The following is a 20381-nucleotide window of genomic DNA, read 5'->3' on the forward strand; positions in this document are numbered from 1 at the left end:
CTTACTCCTCCAGATGCACTTCACCCCCAAGCTGTTGGGCAATTCGATCAAACTCGTCAAGATTGTTGTATGTGATTACAATCCGACCCGAGTTCTTTCGTCGCCCGGCCACCAAACGAACCCGCAACCCGAGCGCCTTCGAGAGCGACCGCTCCACATCGGCCAAGTGCCCCACCCCGCGCGACAATCGGGCACTACGCGTTGCAGGAGGATCGATCGGATCCGTCTCAGTTGCCTGGCGGACAAGCTCTTCCACTTGCCGCACAGACAGATTTCTCCGAGCTACGAGGCGCGCCATGGCAAGCTGACGCTGCGGGTCCACCACCCCAGCCAAGGCACGGGCCTGGCCCATACCAAGCTCCCCAGCCCCAAGCATGAAGCATACCTCTGGCGATAACTTCAGCAATCGCAAATAGTTCGAGACGTTCGCGCGACTCTCGCCCAGTCGCTGAGCCAATTCCTCCACTGTTCCCCCAAATGTATGGAGATAGTTCTGGTAGGCGGTGGCGCGCTCGAGAGGCCCGAGGTCCTCCCGCTGGAGGTTCTCAACCAGCGCGATTTCGAGGGCCGCACGATCGTCAAGCGAGCGGACAATGGCCGGGATAGTCATCAAGCCGGCCAACCGAGCCGCCCGCCAACGTCGTTCTCCTGCCACGAGCTCAAACTGGTCGTCACCCACAGGCCGCACCAGGACAGGTTGCAGGACCCCGCTCTGCCGGACCGAGGCCGCGAGTTCGGCCAGCGCCTGGTCATCGAACAAGGTCCTCGGCTGCTTCGGATTAGGTCGAATAGTGTCGAGTGGGATTTCTGGAAGGACTGCGTCCACAGGTGGCGCATGCTGCAGCGGCAGGGGAGTATCCAAGCGGCGATTCGACACCAAGGCACTGAGTCCCCGACCAAGACGCGCGGGTGCTTTTGACATACCTTCCTCCATGGCTACCACCAGAGTACCACACCCTATCGGGGCGTCAATCAAACCACCCACAACTCAACAACGTACTGTTTCACATGAAACGCATTTAATAAAACAGGGTTACCAGTCATGTAGATAAGCTATACTTCCTAGTGTTTTATAAGATCTCACCAGGAGTAAGCCGCCCTCGGCCTACGGTCCAAACAACCCCATTAACCTCGCTCGGCTTGTTTGCCGCGCTTGCCCGCTTGCCCACTCCGCCTTTCAATAAGGGTTTCACGGGATCGGCCATGCTGCGGCGCTGGTCGTCGCCCGTCGCCGCACCCCGGGCTCGGACGAGGACGCCCCGTGATCCCCGTATCCATACGTACCGTCGTCAAGGACTTCGGCCCGGTCCGGGCGCTTGACCAGGTCAGCGTGGAGATTTCGAAAGGGGAGCTTTTCTTCCTGCTGGGTCCTTCCGGCTGTGGGAAAACCACCCTGCTGCGCACCATCGCCGGCTTCTACACCCCCCAGAGCGGACAGGTCTTGTTCGGCGAACGCGATGTGACTTACGTTGCCCCCCAACATCGCAATACCGGCATGGTCTTCCAGAACTATGCCCTCTGGCCCCACATGACCGTCGAGGCCAATGTTGCCTACGGCCTCCGCGTACGACGGGTGGCCCGCGCCGAGCGGCTACGGCGTGTGGCCGAGGCCCTCGAACGCGTGCATATGAGTGAGTACGCGCGCCGCAAGCCCAACCAGCTCTCCGGCGGGCAACAACAACGTGTCGCGCTGGCACGAGCCCTCGTCATTCGGCCCCAGTGCCTTCTGCTCGACGAGCCGCTCAGCAACCTTGATGCGAAACTGCGCCTGGAGATGCGCACCGAGATCCGCCGTCTGTGCAAGGATTTCGGGTTGACCGGCGTCTATGTCACGCATGACCAGAAGGAGGCCCTGTCGGTCGCGGATCGCATGGCCGTAATGTTTCAGGGCAAAATCAGCCAGGTCGGCACACCGCGGGAACTCTACACGCAGCCCGCGAACCGGGCGATTGCCGACTTTCTTGGAGAAGCCAACTTTCTGTCGGCAGAAGTTGTCGGTGCCGACGGTACCACGCGCACGTTGCAAACGCCGATCGGCACCCTGGTCGCAACCAGCGCCCATGGCACTCCGCCGACGGGCACCTGCATCGTTTCCATCCGGCCTGAAGCGGTGCTCATTGATCCGGGGCCGAATGTCAGGAATCGGCTGCCGGGCCAGGTCACCGGGTCGATGTACCTTGGTGAAATCCTGCAACTTACCTTGACGGTGGGGGCAACCCGGCTGCAAGCGACCACCGTCGCGCGCCCCGGACAAGCGCATCCGGCCGTCGGCGACAAGATCGAGCTCGGCATCGATTCGAGTGATCTCGTCGTGCTTCCTGAATAGGGTCCCGCGCCGGTCCCCGGGTCGCTGGCCAAGGCCGCCGCAGCAACTCGTTTGGGGGCGCCGCTGGGCAACGGGGCGAGTACACTCCTGTTGGTTCTGCTGGAACCGGGCAGCAAGGTGCGCAGGAACATAACAAGCGAGAGCATTATGCGGCAGACAATGCGATGGCTGGTAACCGGTGGATTGGTAGCGGTGCTGCTATCTACGGGCTGCCGCCGCAGCGACGACTGGGATCTCCAGATTCTCACGCCCCACAGCGATGAGATTCAGCAGGAATTTGACCGGGCGTTCCAGGAGCACGTCGGCCGCCCTCTCAAGATCCGCTGGATCAAGCGCGGCACGCGTGAGATTCTGCAGCAACTCGACGCCCAGGAGCGGCAGCGCCCGGGCGACACCTTTGGCATGGATGTATTCTTCGGTGGTGGGGTACCTGACCACGGCCTCGCAGCGAGCCGGGGTTACCTCGAACGCGCGAACATTCCGGATGCGATTCTGGCGGGCATCCCCGCTGATATCGCCGGAGTTGCGAACTTCGATGAGAGTCGCCTGTGGTACGGCAGCGCACTCTCCTCGTTCGGCGTGCTCGTCAACCAGCGCGGGCTGCGCAACCAGAATCTGCCGCCGGTGGAAGTTTGGAGCGACCTTGCCGATCCATGCATGTTCCGCTGGGTGGTCGTAGCCGATCCACAGAAGAGCTCCAGTGTGGCGGTGAGTTACGAGCTTGTCCTGCAGCAGCACGGCTGGGATGACGGCTGGCCATTGCTCATGCAGATGTTCGCGAACGCGCGCATCATCACCGATTCGTCGGCGCGGATTCCGAACGAAATCGCGACGGGCGAGGTGCTCGCTGGTCCTTGCATTGACTTCTATGCCTGGGGGCGCATCGCCGAAGCCGGACGTGACGTGCTGGCCTATGTCCACCCGCGTGGCGGCAGCGCCATCACGCCGGACCCGATCGCGCTCCTGCGCAAGGCGCCTCATCGCGAGCTTGCGGAGCAGTTCATCACTTTCGTGCTGAGTCCGGAGGGACAGCGATTGTGGGTCCTGCCGGCCGGCACCGAAGGCGGCCCGAAACAGAACACCTTGCGCCGTTTGCCGGTGCGACCGGACGTGTGCGAGCAGTACGCCGAAGCACTCGTCGTCCGCGATCCCTACCAGGAGGCCGCAGCCGGCGTCTTCGGCAAGATCGACGATCAGGTGCAGCGGCAGCGTAGCGCGCTGCTTGCCGTACTCATCGGTGCCGCATTCGTGGACCAACACAACGATCTGCAAACTGCATGGAAAGCACTTATGGACGGCGGCATGAAGCCGGCCGCACTGGCGGAGTGGCGCCGGCTCCCCTTCACGGCTGATGAAATACCCGCGCTGGCGGAGAAGCTGCAAGGCGGCGGTTCTGCGAGTGATCTCAAGCTGGAGTGGTCGCGCTGGTTCCGGGAAAAATATCAGCGGGTGCGCGAATTGTCGCGGTAGGAGTGTTTCCGATGATTCACCACGGACCGCTGCGCGTGATTGTCTCCGTCCAGCCCGACTTTCAGCAGAATGCCTTACTGTTCTGGCCCGAAGGACATTCCGGTGCCTGGATCCTCGATCCGGGCCTTGATCCGCAGGCCCAACACTTGCTGGCGGCCCTCGCGCAGGAGCGGCTGACGGCTGAGGCGCTCATCCTCACCCACACGCACGTGGACCACATTGCGGGCGTCAACACGTTGCGCGCCGCCTTGCCGAACGTGCCGCTCTTCGCGCCGCGCGACGAAGTCGCGATGCTTGCCGATCCGTGGGCCAACTTGTCGGCCGGCCTTGCAACCCCCGTTGTCGTTGAGCCACCGGAGCGCCTACTCGCACCCGGGGAGCACCTGCAACTCGGTTCGTTGCAATGGCAGGTGCTGGATGTCAGCGGACACTCTCCGGGTGGCCTGGCGTTCTACTGCGCCGCTGCGGGTGTCGTCGCGGTTGGTGATGCGCTCTTTGCGGGCAGCGTGGGTCGTACGGATTTTCCCGGCAGCTCCAGCACGCGACTGCTCGGGAATATCCGCACCCAGCTCCTTTCGCTGCCGGCAGAGACCGTGGTTTATTCCGGCCACGGTCCAACTACCACGATTGGTGAAGAACGCGATCGGAACCCATTCCTGACAACTGGAGGCCAGCTCGGTTGATCCGTTGTGCATGTGCACTGATACTGTTGCTGAGCGGGGGCTGCGCCATGACTCCGCGCGTGGACGATGCTTTTCCACCCGGCGGCGCGGCACATCCGTGGGTGCGCACGGGGGAAGTGGTCTGGAGTGGCAGCGCCGCGGAAGCATCGCGCGTCGTCGAAATCGATGCCGCAACCTGGCCGGTGCTGCCGCAGCGCGTGTGGCTGGCGGTCTACCGGCACGCCGATCGCCCACAACGTATACTGACCGTGCGGGCCTTCGCATTCACCGATGATGAGGCCGCCCGCGCCGGGTTTGCACACCTCCGACCGGTTGGCGCAGAAGTGTACCGCGGGGGTGTGGAGGGGGCGTGGCTGGCGGGAGGCGTGCTGTTCCGGGAGGGGCGTCTGGTGTGGGATATCTTTGGTCAGGAACCCTCCTGGGCGGATCAGTTACAGGCATCCTATGTCGCTGCCCTGGTCTTGCAGCGGCTGTCACCCGAGGTGGCGGCGGATCCAAGATGAACTCCGTGGAAGCCGCGGCGTGCCGCTGGAAACACCGCCAGGAAGTTCGATGCGAGCGCGGCACCGCCAAGCCCTCCACGAGCACCTGGATTTTCGCACTGCTCGCCGTCGCCCTGTTCACGGGGTGTGAGCGCGCTCCGCAGTCCGCCCACCACTCCTCCAAGAATGCCGGTCCACATCCTGTAATTGACGCGCGCTGGCCGAATTATGTCGCACAACCGTTGCTCGTGGAGACGGAACGCCAGGCGCCTGCGCCACGCTTATTATCGACGGCCCCCAATCTCACGGAATTATGTGTCGCCCTGGGACTCGCGGAGGCGCTTGTGGGGCGCACGCGCTACTGCGTTTATCCACCCGAGATTCTGTCCATCCCGACCATCGGCGCTCTGAACGATCTCAACGTGGAGGTACTGCTTGGATTGCAGCCGGAGTTGACTCTGGTCGCGGGTACGAGTCGCGCCATCAGCGAACGGCTGACCTCGCTCGGGCTGCGCTTTGTGACGCTGCCGGACACCTCTCTGGCAGACCTGTATACCTCGATCGAGCAGTTGGGGGCCCTGGCGGACCGGCGCATGACGGCCGCCCGGCTTTCCGGCGCCATCCAACAGGACTTGGCCGCGGTGGCGGATCTGTACAGGCACGCCCCCCGCCAACGGGTCCTGCTCGTGATCGGGACGCTGCCGGATCCGCCGGAGCAGGTGTACGCCGTCGGGGCCGAGTCGTTCTACGATGACCTCCTGCGGCTGCTGGGGCATGCGAACGTGATGCCGTCGGGGGCGCGCCCGTTCAGCCCCGCCTCGCTCGAGTTCGTCCTGCAAGCCAATCCGGATGTGATCATCGAACTCGCGCCCGATCCGGCCGTTCGACCGACAGGCGACACCGCAGCCCGTGCAGCGTGGGCACGTGTCGGGCCGCTGCGCGCCGTAACACAGCAGCGCGTACACGTGCTCGCTGGGCCGGAACACTACCTGCTGGGTCCGCGTATTGCCCACACTGCGGCCGCCCTCGCAGCGCTCCTCGCACGGGAGTCGGAACCAGCAGCAGGGGGGGGGAATGATCGGTAGCTCAGCACACGCAACGGTATGCCAGGGTCCGCTCACGGCTCGCGACGTAACGATCTTGCGCGGTGGGCAGGCGTTGCTGGCCGACATTCAACTTACACTGCGCCCGGATGAGTGCCTGGTGCTGGTCGGGCCGAACGGCTCCGGCAAGACGACGCTGCTCCGCGTGTTGCTCGGGTTGCTTGCCCCGACACACGGGACGGTTGCGTTGGGTACACAACCACTGCGCCGCGTACCGGCGCATGTGCGAGCGCGATTTGCGGCCTATGTCCCGCAAGGGTTGGCCCGCACAGCCGCTTTGCGCGTGTGGGATGTTGTGGCCGGTGGCCGTTACGTTCATACCGATTCATTCGGCCGCCTTGGGGCCGCCGGGGTGTCGGCCGTGTCCGCGGCCATCGAACATTGCGGGCTGAGCGCGCTGGCCGAGCGCGCCTTCTCCACTCTCAGCGGTGGTGAGCGCCAGAAGACGCTGCTGGCCGCAGCCATCGCGCAGGACGCCCGCATGTTGTTCCTTGATGAACCGAACACGGCCCTCGATCCGGGCGTCCAGCTTGATTTCGTGCGCATCCTGTACAATTGGCGCAGACGGGGGCGTGGCTTCGTACTGGTAAGTCACGATCTGCAAATGCCGGCTGTGCTGGGAGGACGCGTCATAGCACTGCGTGGCGGGCGGGTCGCGGCGGATGGTCCTGCGGAGCGCGTGCTGCAACCTGAACAATTGGCTGAAATCTATGGCGCGCCCTTTGCGTGGATCGGCAGCACAGGTGCAACTCGCCGCCTGGTATTGCCGGACTGGTGGCACGATTCCTGATCATGTGAGTGGAGCCGGCTCGTGCGAGTGGTGCGCGTGGATGCGACGGACTCGACAAATGCGTTGGCACAGCGCTGGCTATGCTCCGGCGACCTGACCGAACCCACCTGTTTCGTTGCCCGCGCGCAATCGGCTGGGCGCGGCACCCGGGGGCGCGAGTGGGCCTCGCCGCGCGACGCCGGATTGTATCTGAGTCTCGCCTGGCCTGGCGCATCGCAACCATTCCCGTTGACAACCGACTACACGCGTGCCGCCGGTGTCGCCTGTATCGAAGCACTGGCCGCGACCGGCGTGCCGGCGCATCTGAAACCCGTCAACGATATCCTGGCGGGCGGTGGCAAGCTCGGTGGTATCCTGACCGAATTGATCGTGGAGGCGGGGCGGGCACGGGCCTTGATCGTGGGTATTGGACTCAATATCCGTGCGGTGCCACGTTCGTGGCCGGATCGCACGAAATGGCCGTGTACCTCGATCGAAGCATTGCTCGACCCCACGCAGTTCGCACGATTTGACCCGGAAGCGCTGCTGAACAGACTCGTTCAAAGTTGCGAGACCTGGATAGCGCGGGCCCGGCAGGGTGCGTCCGAGGAAATTGATGCCGCATGGGAGCGTGGATGCACCGTCAGGAATCAACCTGATGAAGGCGTTGACGAATTTCCTCCGCGCTGAGCCCCGTGACCGCGATGCGCTTCCGTGGCTTTGAAGCACCGGAGACGATCTGCACGTCGGATTTTCGCACCCCCAGAATGTGGACCAGCAGTTCGAGGACCGCAGCATTGGCTTTCCCGCCCTCCGGCGGCGCCGATACCGCAAGCTTGAGGGCCCCACCGAGCAATCCAAGCGGACCCGTTCGCGAAGCCCCGGGCACGACTTTGACGGAAAACTCGACCCCCTTGGTGGTCCCGCGAAGATCGAGACCCGGAAGAGGTTCACTCACGAAGACAATGACTCGCGCCGCGCAGGACCAAACTCGTCGCCCCGGAATGAATCCCCGAGGTAAGTTTCACGCACGAGCGGGTCGTTGATCAATTCGGCGGGGACGCCTGAACGAAGCACAGCCCCCTCGTGGATGACGTAACTCCGGTCGGTGACTTTGAGCGTCTCATGGACGTTGTGATCCGTGAGCAGAATGGCGATGCCGGAGTCGCGCAGGCGGAAAATCTCCAGCCGCAACCCTTCGACCGCTTTCGGATCGACACCACTGAACGGTTCATCCAACAGGATCAGCTTGGGTTTCGGAATCAGTGCTCGGGCAATTTCAAGCTTGCGCCGCTCCCCACCCGAAACCGTTTTCGCCAGGTTCTTACGAATATGTGCCAGTCCGAACTGATCCAGCAGTTCCTCCACGACACGGCGGCGATCGGCCCGGGTGAATCGCATGGTTTCCGCAATGGCCCGCAGGTTGTCCTCAACACTTAGGCGTTGAAAGACACTGGGCTCTTGTGACAGGTACCCGATTCCGCGGCGGGCACGCTGGTACATCGGTAACCCGGTGATGTCATTGCCGTTGAATCGAATCCGCCCCTCGTTGGCGGAGATCATCCCCACCGTGATACGGAAACTGGTCGTCTTGCCCGCACCGTTCGGTCCGAGAAGGCCGACGATTTCACGTTCGCCAACTTCGTAACATACGTGGTTGACGACAGTTCGGCCATTGTAGGATTTGACGAGATTGTCGGCCTGAAGGAGCATGAATGCCGTCTCGGGTTTACGCCGGGAGGAGTGTGGACAACTTGTTTAGAAGTGGCCACCGCCAGCCAGCATCCTGGTCCGGGCGTTACAAAATCTTAACAGTTGCGGAATACCTTTCTGAGACGCTCGCAAATTCGATGCAAGTCATTGCAGAAAAGACGCTTGTGACAATAACGATGCCCGCAGCGTGCCACCCGTTGATCGCTGGGCGGTAACCGTATCCGAATCGATCACGCCTGTGCTCGAAACCGCTCAAAAATCGCTTCCGGGATGTTGACAACCCGTATGACTCCGCGCCATCTGGAAGCTCAGCGTACAAATCGTACACGCCCCAAGTCCGGCACATACCACCGGCCGGATCGGTCGAGTGGCAGCAGGCCGGGAAGATACACGAAAGCGGCTTGCCCCACAATCTGCCCTTGCAATACCGTTCCGGGGCGGTACCCCGGCGGCAAGTGAACTCCGCCCGAAGTCCACTCCCGACTATCGAAACTGTCTGCGCTGTTATCACCCAGCACGAAGTATTCTCCGGCCTGCAACTGGAATGGGGCACCGACCGCGGCGCGCTGATTCTGCGGACCATGGGCTACATACACGACATCGCGCTCGATTCGCAGGTTGTGCAGCGCCAGGCGCGTCCGCGCCGCGGTGAGACGGAGGCCCACCGGAGCTTGCAGTGGATGTGTACGAACGTAGTCGATGGGGGGCGGGAACGGGATTTCCGCCAATTCCGCCACGCGCAGTACCGTTCGACCATCGACCTGCACGCGCAGCTCGTAGTCCACAAATTCCAGAGCCACCACCCGCGGACGGACCGGATGAAAAGAGCCAACCGTAACCTCACGCCTGAAACTGGGTAGCGGCTCCTGCGCCCCGAAACCCGCGGGGAACAGGGCGCGATCGAGGCAGGCGCCGCTCAACGCCAAGTGGCCATCCGGCGGGATCTCAAGCGTGAAGACATACGGCGGGCGCTCGAGGGTCCACACCAGCGCCCCCGTGTCTTGTTCATAAAGCACGATCGCACTCAACCGCACATCTCCCGCGAACGTGTGGGTCGAACGGCGGTTGTAGGCATGGAAGTCGACCAGATACTCAGGGGAGGCATCGGCATTGAACTCAATCGTGTTACTGACACTGCTCGAATCATCAAAGTGGAGCACACGCGTGTCGAGTCCGTCCCAGCCGCCCCCCGAATCCTGCGGCGACGGAAAACGCACCCAGCGGGCATGGCGCGCCGCACCGGCACCGTGGTGTGGAACATGGGCCTGGTCAAAGACAACCAACCAAAGCGCGGCCTGCACATGCGCGGGCTTACGCAATACCCGACCATTGATGAAGACGTCACCACCGGCGATTTCGACGGTTTCGTGTGGCCGACCGACCACTCGCTTGATGAAGTGCTGCTCATAGTCCGATGGATCCCGAAAGACAACCACATCCCAGGTGCGCGGAGAAAGCAGGGCACCAAGCGCCAGGGGCCATTTATGCACCAGGATGCGGTCACCCGACCGGGGTATCGTTTCTTCCGGTGTGCTGGCGATCCGCTGGTGGCAATTCGGGCAAACCACTTCCGGGGGCACGAGAAAGGTCTCGGCCGGCGCCTGGCCGGGAAGCGGCGCAAACACAAACTCCCAACCGCACGCCGGACAGACCCGTACAGCGTGGGCGCCTAGCAGACCATTCGCCATGGATCCGGTGGGGATGATGAACGGTTCCACGAAAAACGCCCGAAAGATAAATGCGAGGATCAAGCCCATGAAAATGGTCTGCACAATCTCGGCATAGCGCGCGAGGGGCGTGCGGATGGAGCGGGGCAGCGGTGTGGGTTCGGGGCTCACCGGGTTTATTCTGCGTGGGATCTGGGCGGTTGCCAAGTCGCAGGCGCCACTCCCGTCGTGTTGCGACACGCGCGGATCGACTCGATCGGCAACCTGCACCACGTCGCTGGGCGGCCTACCATCTTCATGCCATGATTACTGTGTGGCGAGACCATTGTCGTCGTTCGGGGGCGCGGTACGCACTCGTGCTCATCCTGTTCGCCGCCTCCGCGGCCGACGCCCAAGGCACCGGGCCGCGCATTCGCGCCCCAGAGTTCTCCGGCATCTCCGGTTGGCTGAACACCTCCGAGCCGCTGCGGATGGCGGATCTCCGTGGGCAAGTCGTGCTGCTCGACTTCTGGACCTACTGTTGCATCAATTGCCTGCACGTCCTGCCCGACCTCGCGTACCTCGCAGAGCAGTTTACAGATGCCCCGTTCGTCATCGTCGGGGTGCATTCGGCCAAGTTTCCGCAGGAAAAGGACGCCACCAATGTTCGCAAGGCCGTGCTCCGCCACAACATCCGCCATCCGGTGGCCGTCGATAGCGACCTCCAAACCTGGAACGCCTACGTGATACGCGGCTGGCCCACGGCTGTGCTGATCGATCCCGAGGGCTACATCGTGGCAACGCATTTCGGCGAGGGACACCACGACGTGCTCGTTCGCAGTATCCGGCAACTCCTAGACCTGCACCGCCGCAAAGGCACGCTGGGTGCACCGCGACGCTTTCGGCCCGAAGCGGCGGCGTTTCAACCGGGGGTGCTGCAGTTTCCCGGGAAAATCGCGGTGGATGCCGCGCGCGACCGGCTCGTCATCAGCGATACCAACCACCACCGCGTGTTGGTCTGCAATCTGGCAGGCGTCGTTCAGCGCATCCTGGGCGACGGCACTCCGGGGTTCCGCGACGGTGCTGCCACGGAGGCCCGCTTCCACCAGCCCCAGGGCGTTGCGCTGACGCCTGACGGTGCCACTCTGTACGTCGCCGACACCGGCAACCACGCCCTGCGAGCGGTCGATCTTGCTACGGGGAGGGTGGTCACTATCGCCGGCACAGGCACGCAGGCGCGCGAAATTCAGCGGCGCGGTCTGCGCCCCGGCTCCCGCACACCCCTCAGCTCTCCCTGGGATGTTGCCATCGTGGGCGACCGGATCTTTGTCGCGATGGCCGGACCGCATCAGCTCTGGGTCTACGAGCCGGCCTCCGGGCGCATCGGGCCATGGGCCGGAACAGGCAACGAAGGCCGCCGCGACGGACCGAACATCCAAGCGCACTTTGCGCAACCCTCCGGACTCGCAACCGACGGCACTTTGCTCTACGTCGCAGACGCCGAGATTTCCTCCGTGCGACGCGTGGAAACGCGCCCGCGCGGCCGTACAACCACGGTTGCAGGCAGCGGCGACCTTTTCGGTTTCGGCCACCGTGACGGTACGGGCGGCACGGCCCTGTTTCAGCATCCGAAGGGCGTCGCGCTGCACGGCGAAACCCTCTATGTGGCGGATACCTTTAACCACCTCATCCGCACGATCGACCTGCGAACCGGGACCGTGACAACCTGGCTGGGCACAGGTCGACCGGAACGGGGCACCGGCACGACGATCGGACTGTTTGAGCCGGGCGGACTCGCCGTCGGGGGGGATACGCTCTACATCGCGGATACGAACCATCACCGTATCCTTGCGGTCGACCTCATGACGCGTGCGGCTCGTGAGATCGCGATCGAGTTGTCGCACGTAGATTTCGCGCGCGAGAACTGAGGCCGCCCGCCTGGTCATCAGCGCCTCCTGCGAGACAGTTGGGAGACTCGCAGCACCCGCCATAATGGCAGCGACCATGCGTGCTGAATCCACCATCATTGCTTTGGGGCGTGCCACCGCGTTGTACGAACGAGCGGCCTTCTTTCAAGGCCGTTCCCGGGAGCGATTACTCGCCCTTGCAGAAGCGGATGAACTGTTCTTCCGATTGTTTCCCTACCACTACCGCTCCCTACAGCTTGTGCGCGTCGCCTCACAGCTATCCAGGGGCGCAGAAAACTCCACCGACCACTTACGCCGGTGTGAGAGTCGTATGGTGGCGTTGCTCACGGGCGTCATCGGCGCTGCGCAGCAGTGTGGAGACCTGGTCCTGCCCGCCCGGCCACAGACCGGCGAGCTGGCTTTCTCGCTCTGGGCCCTCGTATTCGGAACCCGTGCACTGCTCAACACTAGCGTCGCCACGGTGCAGCTAGGAATTCACGCGGGGTTTGATGTCACGCGCGATACGATTGCACTGTTGCTCGACAGTCTTGGGTGGCGGCCACTGACAATGGAGTGGGACTATACCGCTACACAAGTGCGTATTCGGCATGAGTTGTTCGCACAGGAATGGCAGGAGGCCCTTGTGGCCTGACGAATGCTCGTACCCCGGGTAGCGAGAGCGCACTAAGTCCGAGTTTGCAGCCCCCGATCGGTGCGTGCTGGTTTCGCCGCCCAGGCACGCCCGGGTTGGTCCCGGCCATCCGATCGGGGTTTGTGCGGGGTGGGCGCCACGGCCCACCCCGCGCATGCTGCAAGAGTGAATCGCAGCGTCGTAACCGGCTAGCCGCTCAGTTGTTTGAACGCTGCGAGTATGGCCGCGCGCGCCGTGGAGTGGTCAACGAGGGGCGCGGGATAGTCCAGCGTCACACGCACAAGCTCCGGGAGTTCCGCTGGGGCGTGAATTTCGCGGGCGGACAGGCCGCGCAGCTCGGGCACATAGGCCCGAATGAAAGCGCCGTCGGGATCAAATCTCTGCGACTGCGCGTATGGATTGAAGATGCGAAAGTAGGGGGCCGCATCGGTGCCCGTTGAGGCCGACCATTGCCAGCCGCCGTTGTTGCTCGCCAGGTCGCCGTCGATCAGGTGATGCATGAAGTGCCGTTCACCCCAGCGCCAATCGATGAACAGATCCTTCGTCAGGTACATCGCCGTGATCATCCGCAGCCGGTTGTGCATCCAGCCGGTCGCCCGCAACTGCCGCATACCCGCATCCACGATCGGCACGCCCGTACGGCCGTCGCACCATGCCGAAAAGACCTCCTCATCCTGGCGCCACGGCAGGCGGTCGGTATCCGGCTTGAAGGGCCGATGGCGACTGACGCGCGGAAAACCCACCAGCACATGACGGTAGAACTCGCGCCAGATGAGCTCACTGATCCACACCGTCGGTCCCCGGTGCGGACCATCCAACCGGTCGGCATTCGCCTCCCGCGCGGCCGCGGCACACTGCCGCGGGCTGATCACACCGAGGGCCAGATAGGGCGACAGCCGACTCGTTCCCCCAGCCGCCGGTGTGTCGCGCTGCTCGTGATACGTGCGTAGCCGTGCGGCCACGAAATCTTCCAGCAGCTTCTCGGCGGCTTTCGGCCCAGCCGGCCAGAGATCGGCACGATCCCGATCAGCGTTGAAACCGGGCACCCGGTCCGGAAGATCATCGGGTTCAGCCGCAAGTTCGGGCTGACGGCGTGGCGCGGGCAGCACCTCTCCAAGCGCGTGTTCATCGACATGCCGCAGCCACGCCCTGCGATAGGGAGAGAAGACGCTGTAAAAATCACCCTGGCCGGTCTGTAGGGCTGCGGGCGGAACGATCGTCTGATCGTGAAACGCCCGCGTTTTCACTCCGGCGCGCCCGCAGGCGTAGGCCACAGCCGCGTCGCGCTTGCCCTCATTCCACTCGTATTCGTGATTCCAATACACGGCATCACAGGCGTACTCGCGGACAAGCTGCTGCATGGCCGCGGGCGTCTTGCCAAAGTCGGCTACCGTGCGAATCAGCAGCGGAATCCGCAGTTTCTCGAGCGCCGCCCGCAGCTCTCGCAGATTTCGCAGCAGAAACGCCACCTTGATGTCCGCCCAGTCGTGTTCTCGCCACTGCTGCGGCTGCAACAGGAAAGCGGCCAGTACGCCGTCGGTTGCATCCTGCGCCGCCATGCGCAGCGCCGCGTTGTCCACCACGCGCAGATCGGACCGCAGCCATACCAGCACCCTCATTCCCGACTCCTCTCCACGGCTCCGATACCCAACTCCGCTCGCAGCGCGTCTGCGTGGCTGCGAATCTCGCGCCGCTCACGCGCCTCGAACCGTGCCACATTCTTGAGCGGCAGCGCCATGCGCCGATTCCCGCGCAGCCGGTCCTCATTGCGCAGCAGGAAATCCCAATAGAACACCGTGAACGGACAAGCATCCGCCCCGGTCCGCGCACCGGGCCGGTAGCGGCAACCGCGGCAGTAGTCGCTCATCCGCTCGATGTACCGCCCGCTGGCCGCATAGGGTTTGGTGCCCACCATGCCGCCATCCGCGTGCATCACCATGCCGAGCGTGTTGGGCAGGGTGACCCAATCCACCGCATCGACGTACATCGCGAGGTACCAGTCGCTGATCGCTCGCGGGTTCACGCCAGCGATGAGGGCGAAATTGCCGGTTACCATCAACCGTTGAATGTGGTGGCCGAAACCGTGTTCGAGCACTTCACCGACACACTGTCGCAGGCAATGCATCTCCGTAGCCCCCGTCCAATACAGATTGGGTAACAACCCGTGCTGGCCCAGGGCGTTTCGCTTGCCATACCACGGCCCAGCCAGCCAGTACACGCCGCGAATGAACTCGCGCCAACCGATCAGTTGTCGCACGAACCCCTCCACGGCGTTGAGCGGCGCGTGGCCTTCCTCATACGCTTCGATCGCCGCCGCAACCGCGACGCGTGGATTCAGCAGCTTCAGGTTCAACGGCACCGACAGCAGCGAGTGAAACATCCACGGCGCGCCGGTGACCATCGCATCCTGGTAATCACCGAAACGCGGCAGCCGGTGTCGTACGAAGTCCTCGAGCGCCTGCCGGGCGGCAGCCGGCGTCACCGGCCAACGGAACGAAACCATGCGGCCGGGGGCCGCCGGGAAACGCTCATTCACCAGGCGCATGACGCCCCTTGTGACGGCATCGGGCTCGAAGCGGTGCGGCGGCGGAGGCGGGGCAGCTTCGCGGTAGGGCCGGCGATTCTCTCTGTCGAAATTCCAGGTGCCCCCTTCGGGTTGACCGTCCTCATCGACCAGAACGTCGAAGCGCCGCCGCATCGCGCGGTAGAAGTGCTCCAGCACGAGGGTCTTGCGCCCACTCGCCCAGGTGGCAAACTCCTGCGGCGCGAGATAGAAGTGCGGGTCCTCGTGCATGCGCAGGGGTACGCCGAGTTCGGCCCCCAACACTTCGAGGGATTCCAGAATGCGCCACTCGCCCGGACGCACAAAGTCAAGTTGCGCCGGGCGCAGCCGTTCCACGGCACGCCCGACTTCCTCGGCGAGCACTCCACTGTTGGGTAAGTCGTCGAGCTCGACGTACTCCACCCGATAGCCCGCCTGGGCACGTTCCAACGCAAAGTGCCGCATTGTCGCGAGAAAGGCGACCGTTCGTTGCCGGTGGCTGGGCACATGCTCAGCTTCTTCCGCGGCTTCCACCATGAGGATCGCATCGTGCCGCGAGTCCAGGTCCTGCAGCACCGGCGCTTCCCCGTCGAGCTGATCTCCGAGTACAAGCAGCAGGCGGCGAACCGCGCCCCGCACGCGGAGGGGGCGCCACGCCGCAACCAGTGACTTGTTTCCCGCCTGCCCCTGGGTCCGCGTACGCCGGGCGCTCATGCTTCCGACCCTGCCTGCATGAACTGAAGCGCGAACACGCCGCGCACCGTCCATGCCACCGTGCGCAGCCAGTTCGTGTGGACCAGTCGTCGCACCACGGCTGAGTCGAAACCGCGTGCCAGGCGGGCATGGCAGGGAATCTGCACGAAGGCGGTCGACAACCAGATGAGCACGAGCAGGCCGAATGCAACCAGTGGCCACGCTTGCCAGACGCCGGGCGGCGGCACCCACACCAGCCACAGGGCCGTGCTGGCCTCCAGCAGCATCAGGGGCGCTACCACCCAGGTGGTGCGGCGCTGATGTGCTTCCGCGTACACCACGCTCGACGCGGGCTCAAGCCGCAGAAATAACGGATAGTGCACGATTTGCACGAACCAGATCAGTCCCACCATCGCGAGCGTCGCGAACGCGTGTAAAGTGGCCACCGCCGCGGTCATGCGACCGCCTCCGGTGGCGCGGCGGCGAACAGATTTTCCGCCGTCCGCCGAATTCCCTGCAGCATGCCCGAAAAGACGTAGTGATGTAGTGGCAGCACCGTGTACCAGTATGCCAGCCCCAGCAACCCGCGCGGCTTGAAGCGGGCGGATTGTACCAGTCGCGAACCCGTCGTCCCGAGCGGTTCGATCCGGAACTCCAGCGCCGCCTCTCCAGGCAATTTCATCTCCGCCCGCAATTGGAGTCGACGGCCGGGTTCTGCCGCCGTCACGCGCCAGAAGTCGAGTGCATCTCCGTAGACCACCATCTCCGGGTTGCGCCGTCCGCGTCGCAATCCGGGGCCACCTGCCAGTCGATCCAGCCACCCGCGCAGCCGCCAGAGCCAGTCGGACGAGTAGTAGCCCTGACCACCGCCGATTCGGCAGACCGCCCGGTAGACCTCCAGCGGCGGCGCCGCAACCGGCGTGCTGCGTTCGTCGATGAAGACTTTCCCACCGGCCCAGTCCGGATCGCCGGCAATCGGCCCGGCATCGCTCCAGGCGGTCTCTACCTCGTGTGTCGCGATCCGCCCCAGCGCCACTTCGATCGCTTCGCGCGCTGTAAGCAGCTTGCGCGGCATCAACTTCTGGGCATCGTCGTTGCGACACACGACCCGGTTCTTCATGCCCTCCGCCAGGGGGCGCGCAATGTCATGGCTCAACGGCGTGACCAGGTGGATCCACAGCGAACTCAGTTTGGGCGCCAGCACCGGCACAGCCAGAATGATGCGCCGGGAGAGCCCCCGGGCGGCGGCCATCCCCTGCATCAACTCTCGATAGGTGCGTACATCCGCCCCCCCGATATCGAGTGTACGGCCGATCGTTGCGGGGGTGTCGAGGCACGCCACAAGGTAGAAAAGCACGTCCCGCACGGCGATGGGCTGGCATTCCGTCTGCACCCAGCGCGGCGTCACCATAAGCGGCAATCGTTCGACCAGATATCTCAGAATTTCAAACGACGCCGAGCCCGAGCCGATGATCATCGCGGCTCGCAGCACAGTCACAGGGACCGTCGTCTCCGCGAGCACACGCTCCACGTCGCGGCGCGAGCGCAGGTGCTCGCTGAGCCCGGCCCCCGTCTCGCCCAGCCCACCCAGATAGATCATCCGCCCGACACCGGCCGCCTCCGCGGCGTGTGCGAAACCCTCTGCGAGGCGCCGATCCAGTTCTGCGTAGGTACGTCCAGCCACAATCATCGAATGAATGAGATAATACGCTGCGGTACAGCCGCGCAGCGCCGCGGCCAGGGCCGCCCGATCACGGGCGTCGGCCGTCACGATCTCGACGTGCGGGTGGTTCGCCCAGGTGCGCACCGCAATCTTGCCCGCGGAGCGCGCGAGACAGCGCACCCGGTAGCCCGCCGCCAAGAGGCGCGGCACAAGCCGCCCCCCGATATAGCCGGTGGCGCCGGTCACAAAGACTGTCGTGCGCGGACCCGACCGCGCCTCCGATCCAGAGTCGCTCGCCGGCCATGCCATTGGTGACAACTCGTTGTGGTTCACTCCGCTGCCCGCCCGAGTACGTGCCGTAGGGCAACCTCGAGGGTGGCGTGACGAAAACAAAACCCGCTCCGTTCGAGTGCCTGCGGTGTGGCCCGCACGCTCGCGAGCACAGTCTCCACGCCCATCTCGCCGAACATGGTGCGAACCACGAATTCGGGCACCCGGAGGACCGTGGGACGCCCCAGCACGTGCCCCAGTGTTCGGGCGAATTCCGCATTCGTCACCGGCGTTGGCGCCACGAGGTTCACCGGGCCGTGCACCTCATCGTGTAGCAGTACGTGGTGCATTGCCGCGCTCACATCGTCCAGCGAAATCCACGAAAGCCACTGCGTGCCGTTCCCAACCGGTCCCCCGGCACCAAGCTGGAACGGCGGTAGAACCTGCCGCAGCATGCCGCCGGTGGGCGAGAGCACCACGCCGATCCGCATCAGCACGACCCGCATTCCCAGTTCCGTCGCACGCATCGCTTCGGCTTCCCACGCGCGTGCCACCTCTGCCAGAAACCCCTCGCCGGACGCGGAACCCTCCGTCAGCACTTCATCGCCACGGCTTCCATAAATGCCTACCGCCGAGGCGCACAGGAACGTGCGGGGCCGCCGCGCGACGCGCGCCAAGGAGTCCACGAGTGAGCGCGTCCCCGCCACACGGCTCTCGCGGATGGCCGCCTTGCGAGCGCTTGTCCAGCGTCCGGCCGCGATGTTCTCGCCGGCGAGATGAATCACGGCGTCGAGCCCCTCAAACGCCGCCGCTTCGGCCACGCCGCGCTGCGGGTCCCAGGGGATTTCGTCCACCCCGGCAGCGCGCCGCACCAGTGGCCGCACGGTGTGGCCCCCCGTCGTCAGGAGAGTCCGCAGCGCCGTACCCACCAGACCGGAGCTGCCCGACAGCGCCACCCTCTGTCTTGGCTTCGCTTGCTCTGCCGCGTGCATGGCCAAATCCTCGCGCGTCACGGTCTGCCGGTAACGGAACATGCGTCGAAGTTCGCGGCCAACCCGACCGCTGCCCAGCCAAGCCCCCCAAGCACCACCTGGCAGGCGGTAATGAATCGTATCACGAAGAATGCTGGTACCGTCTGGGCAAGGCACGAATTCGTGGGTGTGCTCCCAGGTGTGAAACGGACCACGACGTTGCACATCGGTGAAGCTGCGTCCCGGTACACAGGTCGTGTGTTCGGCCAGCCACGCAATCGGAAGGAGTCCAGGCAAGCGCAGCTTGAGGCGTGCCCCGACCTCCAGCCCGCCTTGTCGCTCCAGGACTCGAACGCGCTGCCAAGGTGGCAAAAGACGCTCGAAGGCCCCCGGGCGCGCGTGCCAGGCAAACGCTTCATCAGCCGATACCGACAGGGGGATCTCCCGTGTGAATCGTTGCATTCTCAAGCTTTGCTCCGCGCCCGCACGCACGCAAGGCCGCCATCCACACCCAGCACCTGACCGGTGATCCACGCGCTTTCCTCGCTGAGCAACCATACCATCGCCGCGGCGATCTCGTCCGGCTCGCCAATTCTTCCCAGCGCGTGCATCGCCACGGATGCCTTGAGTGACAACTCATTGGCGGTGATGGCGGTCGTCAGGGGTGTTCGCGTCAGCCCGGGGGCCACGGCGTTCACCCGCAGTCCTTGACCGGCATAGGTCGCAGCGGCCGAGCGCGCCAGGGACGCGACGGCGCCCTTGGCCGCTGCGATCGCCTCGTGGCTCGCCAACCCAACCAGGGCCGCCGCCGAAGAAACCAGCACAACCGACCCCCCACGGGCCTTCGTCAGCCGGCCGGCCGCCTTTACAACGGCGAAAGCCGAATGCACATTCGTTCGCAGGGTGGCTTCGAAGTCCGCGGCAGTGGTCTGATGGGCCGGGCGCAGCCACAGGGAACCCACACAATTCGCAACACCCGCAAGCCCGTCATGCTGCACAGCGACCACACCAAGCGCTGTATCGAGCGCGTCAATATCCGCCGCCATGCAAACCTGCGTGGCCACCCCCAGATCGGCCGCAAGGGCGTTCAATCCCGCTTCGTTCCGCCCCAGTGCCACAACCCGCGCGCCACCGGTCACGAGCCGCCGGACCAACGCAGTGCCGACACCTCCGGTCGCACCCACGACCGCGTAAACACCCTCGTCGCGAAAGCTCGTCGTTGCGCTCATCGCCCTGCTCCTGCTCATCCGCGGGCAACCACGGACCGCTCAACGGGCCCTCAAAAAGAGCAACCCACGGTCAGGGACCATGGGTGCTCACGTGGGAGGGAGGAGTTTGTCGCTTACCGGTCCTGGCCTGCGTACCTTGCGATCGGTCGCTCCACCCCGCCACCCGTCACGCCCGTCAGGGCGTGGCAGGGGCGGTCATGTATTTCGCGGGGGCTCGGCGGGTAATTGAGGCGCGACTTCATCGAAACATCCCAGCACAACG

The 20381-nt window shown here is 64.4% G+C and carries 19 protein-coding genes; 9 read left to right on the forward strand and 10 right to left on the reverse strand.

What is annotated here, in order from left to right; genetic code table 11:
* Window position 1: 1 nt before the first annotated feature.
* Entirely contained in the window at window positions 2-922 is a 921-nt protein-coding gene (locus tag IPM18_06500) for a ParB/RepB/Spo0J family partition protein (protein MBK9119239.1), read from the reverse strand.
* 339 nt (window positions 923-1261) lie between these two features.
* Between IPM18_06500 and IPM18_06505 the strand changes: the two genes are divergently transcribed.
* The 7 genes from IPM18_06505 (at window position 1262) to IPM18_06535 (ending at window position 7523) form a co-directional block, all read left to right on the forward strand.
* Window positions 1262-2326 carry an ABC transporter ATP-binding protein gene (locus tag IPM18_06505; protein ID MBK9119240.1) on the forward strand — a complete coding sequence of 355 codons (1065 nt, stop codon included), beginning with the start codon at window positions 1262-1264 and terminating at the stop codon, window positions 2324-2326.
* Window positions 2327-2485: 159 nt separating this feature from the next.
* Entirely contained in the window at window positions 2486-3796 is a 1311-nt protein-coding gene (locus IPM18_06510; GenBank protein MBK9119241.1) for an extracellular solute-binding protein, read from the forward strand.
* Between the two features lie 11 nt (window positions 3797-3807).
* On the forward strand, window positions 3808-4479 hold the full coding sequence (locus IPM18_06515; GenBank protein ID MBK9119242.1) for an MBL fold metallo-hydrolase: 672 nt from the start codon (window positions 3808-3810) through the stop codon (window positions 4477-4479).
* Between the two features lie 47 nt (window positions 4480-4526).
* Complete coding sequence (locus IPM18_06520; GenBank protein MBK9119243.1) at window positions 4527-4982, forward strand: hypothetical protein; 456 nt, start codon at window positions 4527-4529, stop codon at window positions 4980-4982.
* A complete protein-coding gene (locus IPM18_06525) occupies window positions 4979-6046 on the forward strand; it encodes an ABC transporter substrate-binding protein (protein ID MBK9119244.1) in 1068 nt (355 codons plus the stop codon). Before IPM18_06520 ends, IPM18_06525 begins: the two co-directional genes overlap by 4 nt.
* Complete coding sequence (locus tag IPM18_06530; GenBank protein MBK9119245.1) at window positions 6036-6854, forward strand: ABC transporter ATP-binding protein; 819 nt, start codon at window positions 6036-6038, stop codon at window positions 6852-6854. The genes IPM18_06525 and IPM18_06530 overlap by 11 nt, the downstream gene beginning before the upstream one ends.
* Window positions 6855-6875: 21 nt before the next feature.
* Window positions 6876-7523: a biotin--[acetyl-CoA-carboxylase] ligase gene (locus IPM18_06535; protein MBK9119246.1), complete on the forward strand. Its 648-nt coding sequence runs from the start codon at window positions 6876-6878 to the stop codon at window positions 7521-7523.
* On the opposite strand, the gene IPM18_06540 is transcribed toward IPM18_06535, so the two are convergent.
* The 3 genes from IPM18_06540 to IPM18_06550 form a co-directional block, all read right to left on the reverse strand.
* The gene (locus IPM18_06540) at window positions 7477-7791 is read right to left on the reverse strand and encodes a DUF167 domain-containing protein (protein MBK9119247.1); all 315 of its coding nucleotides are present in this window, start codon (window positions 7789-7791) and stop codon (window positions 7477-7479) included. The two genes, IPM18_06535 and IPM18_06540, sit on opposite strands and share 47 nt — an antisense overlap.
* Window positions 7788-8546 carry an LPS export ABC transporter ATP-binding protein gene (lptB, locus tag IPM18_06545; protein ID MBK9119248.1) on the reverse strand — a complete coding sequence of 253 codons (759 nt, stop codon included), beginning with the start codon at window positions 8544-8546 and terminating at the stop codon, window positions 7788-7790. Before lptB ends, IPM18_06540 begins: the two co-directional genes overlap by 4 nt.
* Before the next feature lie 308 nt (window positions 8547-8854).
* Entirely contained in the window at window positions 8855-10384 is a 1530-nt protein-coding gene (locus tag IPM18_06550; protein MBK9119249.1) for a hypothetical protein, read from the reverse strand.
* Window positions 10385-10515: 131 nt separating this feature from the next.
* Here IPM18_06550 and IPM18_06555 point away from each other — a divergent pair, with 131 nt between their 5' ends.
* Together IPM18_06555 and IPM18_06560 are read left to right on the forward strand one after the other, a co-directional pair.
* Window positions 10516-12120 (forward strand): redoxin domain-containing protein, encoded by a 1605-nt coding sequence (locus tag IPM18_06555; GenBank protein MBK9119250.1) that lies wholly within the window; start codon window positions 10516-10518, stop codon window positions 12118-12120.
* 76 nt (window positions 12121-12196) lie between these two features.
* Window positions 12197-12751 carry a TetR/AcrR family transcriptional regulator gene (locus IPM18_06560; protein ID MBK9119251.1) on the forward strand — a complete coding sequence of 185 codons (555 nt, stop codon included), beginning with the start codon at window positions 12197-12199 and terminating at the stop codon, window positions 12749-12751.
* 188 nt (window positions 12752-12939) lie between these two features.
* On the opposite strand, the gene phrB is transcribed toward IPM18_06560, so the two are convergent.
* The 6 genes from phrB to IPM18_06590 are packed head-to-tail and all read right to left on the reverse strand — an operon-like array spanning window position 12940 to window position 20119.
* Window positions 12940-14370 carry a deoxyribodipyrimidine photo-lyase gene (phrB, locus tag IPM18_06565; protein MBK9119252.1) on the reverse strand — a complete coding sequence of 477 codons (1431 nt, stop codon included), beginning with the start codon at window positions 14368-14370 and terminating at the stop codon, window positions 12940-12942.
* A complete protein-coding gene (locus IPM18_06570; protein ID MBK9119253.1) occupies window positions 14367-16007 on the reverse strand; it encodes a cryptochrome/photolyase family protein in 1641 nt (546 codons plus the stop codon). Before IPM18_06570 ends, phrB begins: the two co-directional genes overlap by 4 nt.
* Window positions 16004-16444, reverse strand: a complete 441-nt coding sequence (locus IPM18_06575; GenBank protein ID MBK9119254.1) for a hypothetical protein — start codon at window positions 16442-16444, stop codon at window positions 16004-16006. The genes IPM18_06570 and IPM18_06575 overlap by 4 nt, the downstream gene beginning before the upstream one ends.
* Complete coding sequence (locus tag IPM18_06580) at window positions 16441-17958, reverse strand: SDR family oxidoreductase (GenBank protein MBK9119255.1); 1518 nt, start codon at window positions 17956-17958, stop codon at window positions 16441-16443. Before IPM18_06580 ends, IPM18_06575 begins: the two co-directional genes overlap by 4 nt.
* 20 nt (window positions 17959-17978) lie before the next feature.
* Entirely contained in the window at window positions 17979-19352 is a 1374-nt protein-coding gene (locus IPM18_06585; protein MBK9119256.1) for a TIGR01777 family protein, read from the reverse strand.
* 2 nt (window positions 19353-19354) lie between these two features.
* A complete protein-coding gene (locus IPM18_06590) occupies window positions 19355-20119 on the reverse strand; it encodes an SDR family oxidoreductase (GenBank protein MBK9119257.1) in 765 nt (254 codons plus the stop codon).
* Between the last annotated feature and the right edge of the window lie 262 nt (window positions 20120-20381).

This window comes from Phycisphaerales bacterium (assembly GCA_016716475.1).
Taxonomy (GTDB): Bacteria; Planctomycetota; Phycisphaerae; order UBA1845; family Fen-1342; genus JADJWG01.

Excerpts from the sequence above, each read along its gene's own strand:
- IPM18_06500 (MBK9119239.1), bottom strand. The coding sequence starts at position 922 with ATGTCAAAAGCACCCGCGCGTCTTGGTCGGGGACTCAGTGCCTTGGTG.
- IPM18_06510 (MBK9119241.1), top strand. The coding sequence starts at position 2,486 with ATGCGATGGCTGGTAACCGGTGGATTGGTAGCGGTGCTGCTATCTACG.
- IPM18_06515 (MBK9119242.1), top strand. The coding sequence starts at position 3,808 with ATGATTCACCACGGACCGCTGCGCGTGATTGTCTCCGTCCAGCCCGAC.
- IPM18_06520 (MBK9119243.1), top strand. The coding sequence starts at position 4,527 with ATGACTCCGCGCGTGGACGATGCTTTTCCACCCGGCGGCGCGGCACAT.
- IPM18_06525 (MBK9119244.1), top strand. The coding sequence starts at position 4,979 with ATGAACTCCGTGGAAGCCGCGGCGTGCCGCTGGAAACACCGCCAGGAA.
- IPM18_06530 (MBK9119245.1), top strand. The coding sequence starts at position 6,036 with ATGATCGGTAGCTCAGCACACGCAACGGTATGCCAGGGTCCGCTCACG.
- lptB (MBK9119248.1), bottom strand. The coding sequence starts at position 8,546 with ATGCTCCTTCAGGCCGACAATCTCGTCAAATCCTACAATGGCCGAACT.
- IPM18_06555 (MBK9119250.1), top strand. The coding sequence starts at position 10,516 with ATGATTACTGTGTGGCGAGACCATTGTCGTCGTTCGGGGGCGCGGTAC.
- IPM18_06560 (MBK9119251.1), top strand. The coding sequence starts at position 12,197 with ATGCGTGCTGAATCCACCATCATTGCTTTGGGGCGTGCCACCGCGTTG.
- phrB (MBK9119252.1), bottom strand. The coding sequence starts at position 14,370 with ATGAGGGTGCTGGTATGGCTGCGGTCCGATCTGCGCGTGGTGGACAAC.
- IPM18_06570 (MBK9119253.1), bottom strand. The coding sequence starts at position 16,007 with ATGAGCGCCCGGCGTACGCGGACCCAGGGGCAGGCGGGAAACAAGTCA.
- IPM18_06575 (MBK9119254.1), bottom strand. The coding sequence starts at position 16,444 with ATGACCGCGGCGGTGGCCACTTTACACGCGTTCGCGACGCTCGCGATG.
- IPM18_06580 (MBK9119255.1), bottom strand. The coding sequence starts at position 17,958 with ATGGCATGGCCGGCGAGCGACTCTGGATCGGAGGCGCGGTCGGGTCCG.
- IPM18_06585 (MBK9119256.1), bottom strand. The coding sequence starts at position 19,352 with ATGCAACGATTCACACGGGAGATCCCCCTGTCGGTATCGGCTGATGAA.
- IPM18_06590 (MBK9119257.1), bottom strand. The coding sequence starts at position 20,119 with ATGAGCGCAACGACGAGCTTTCGCGACGAGGGTGTTTACGCGGTCGTG.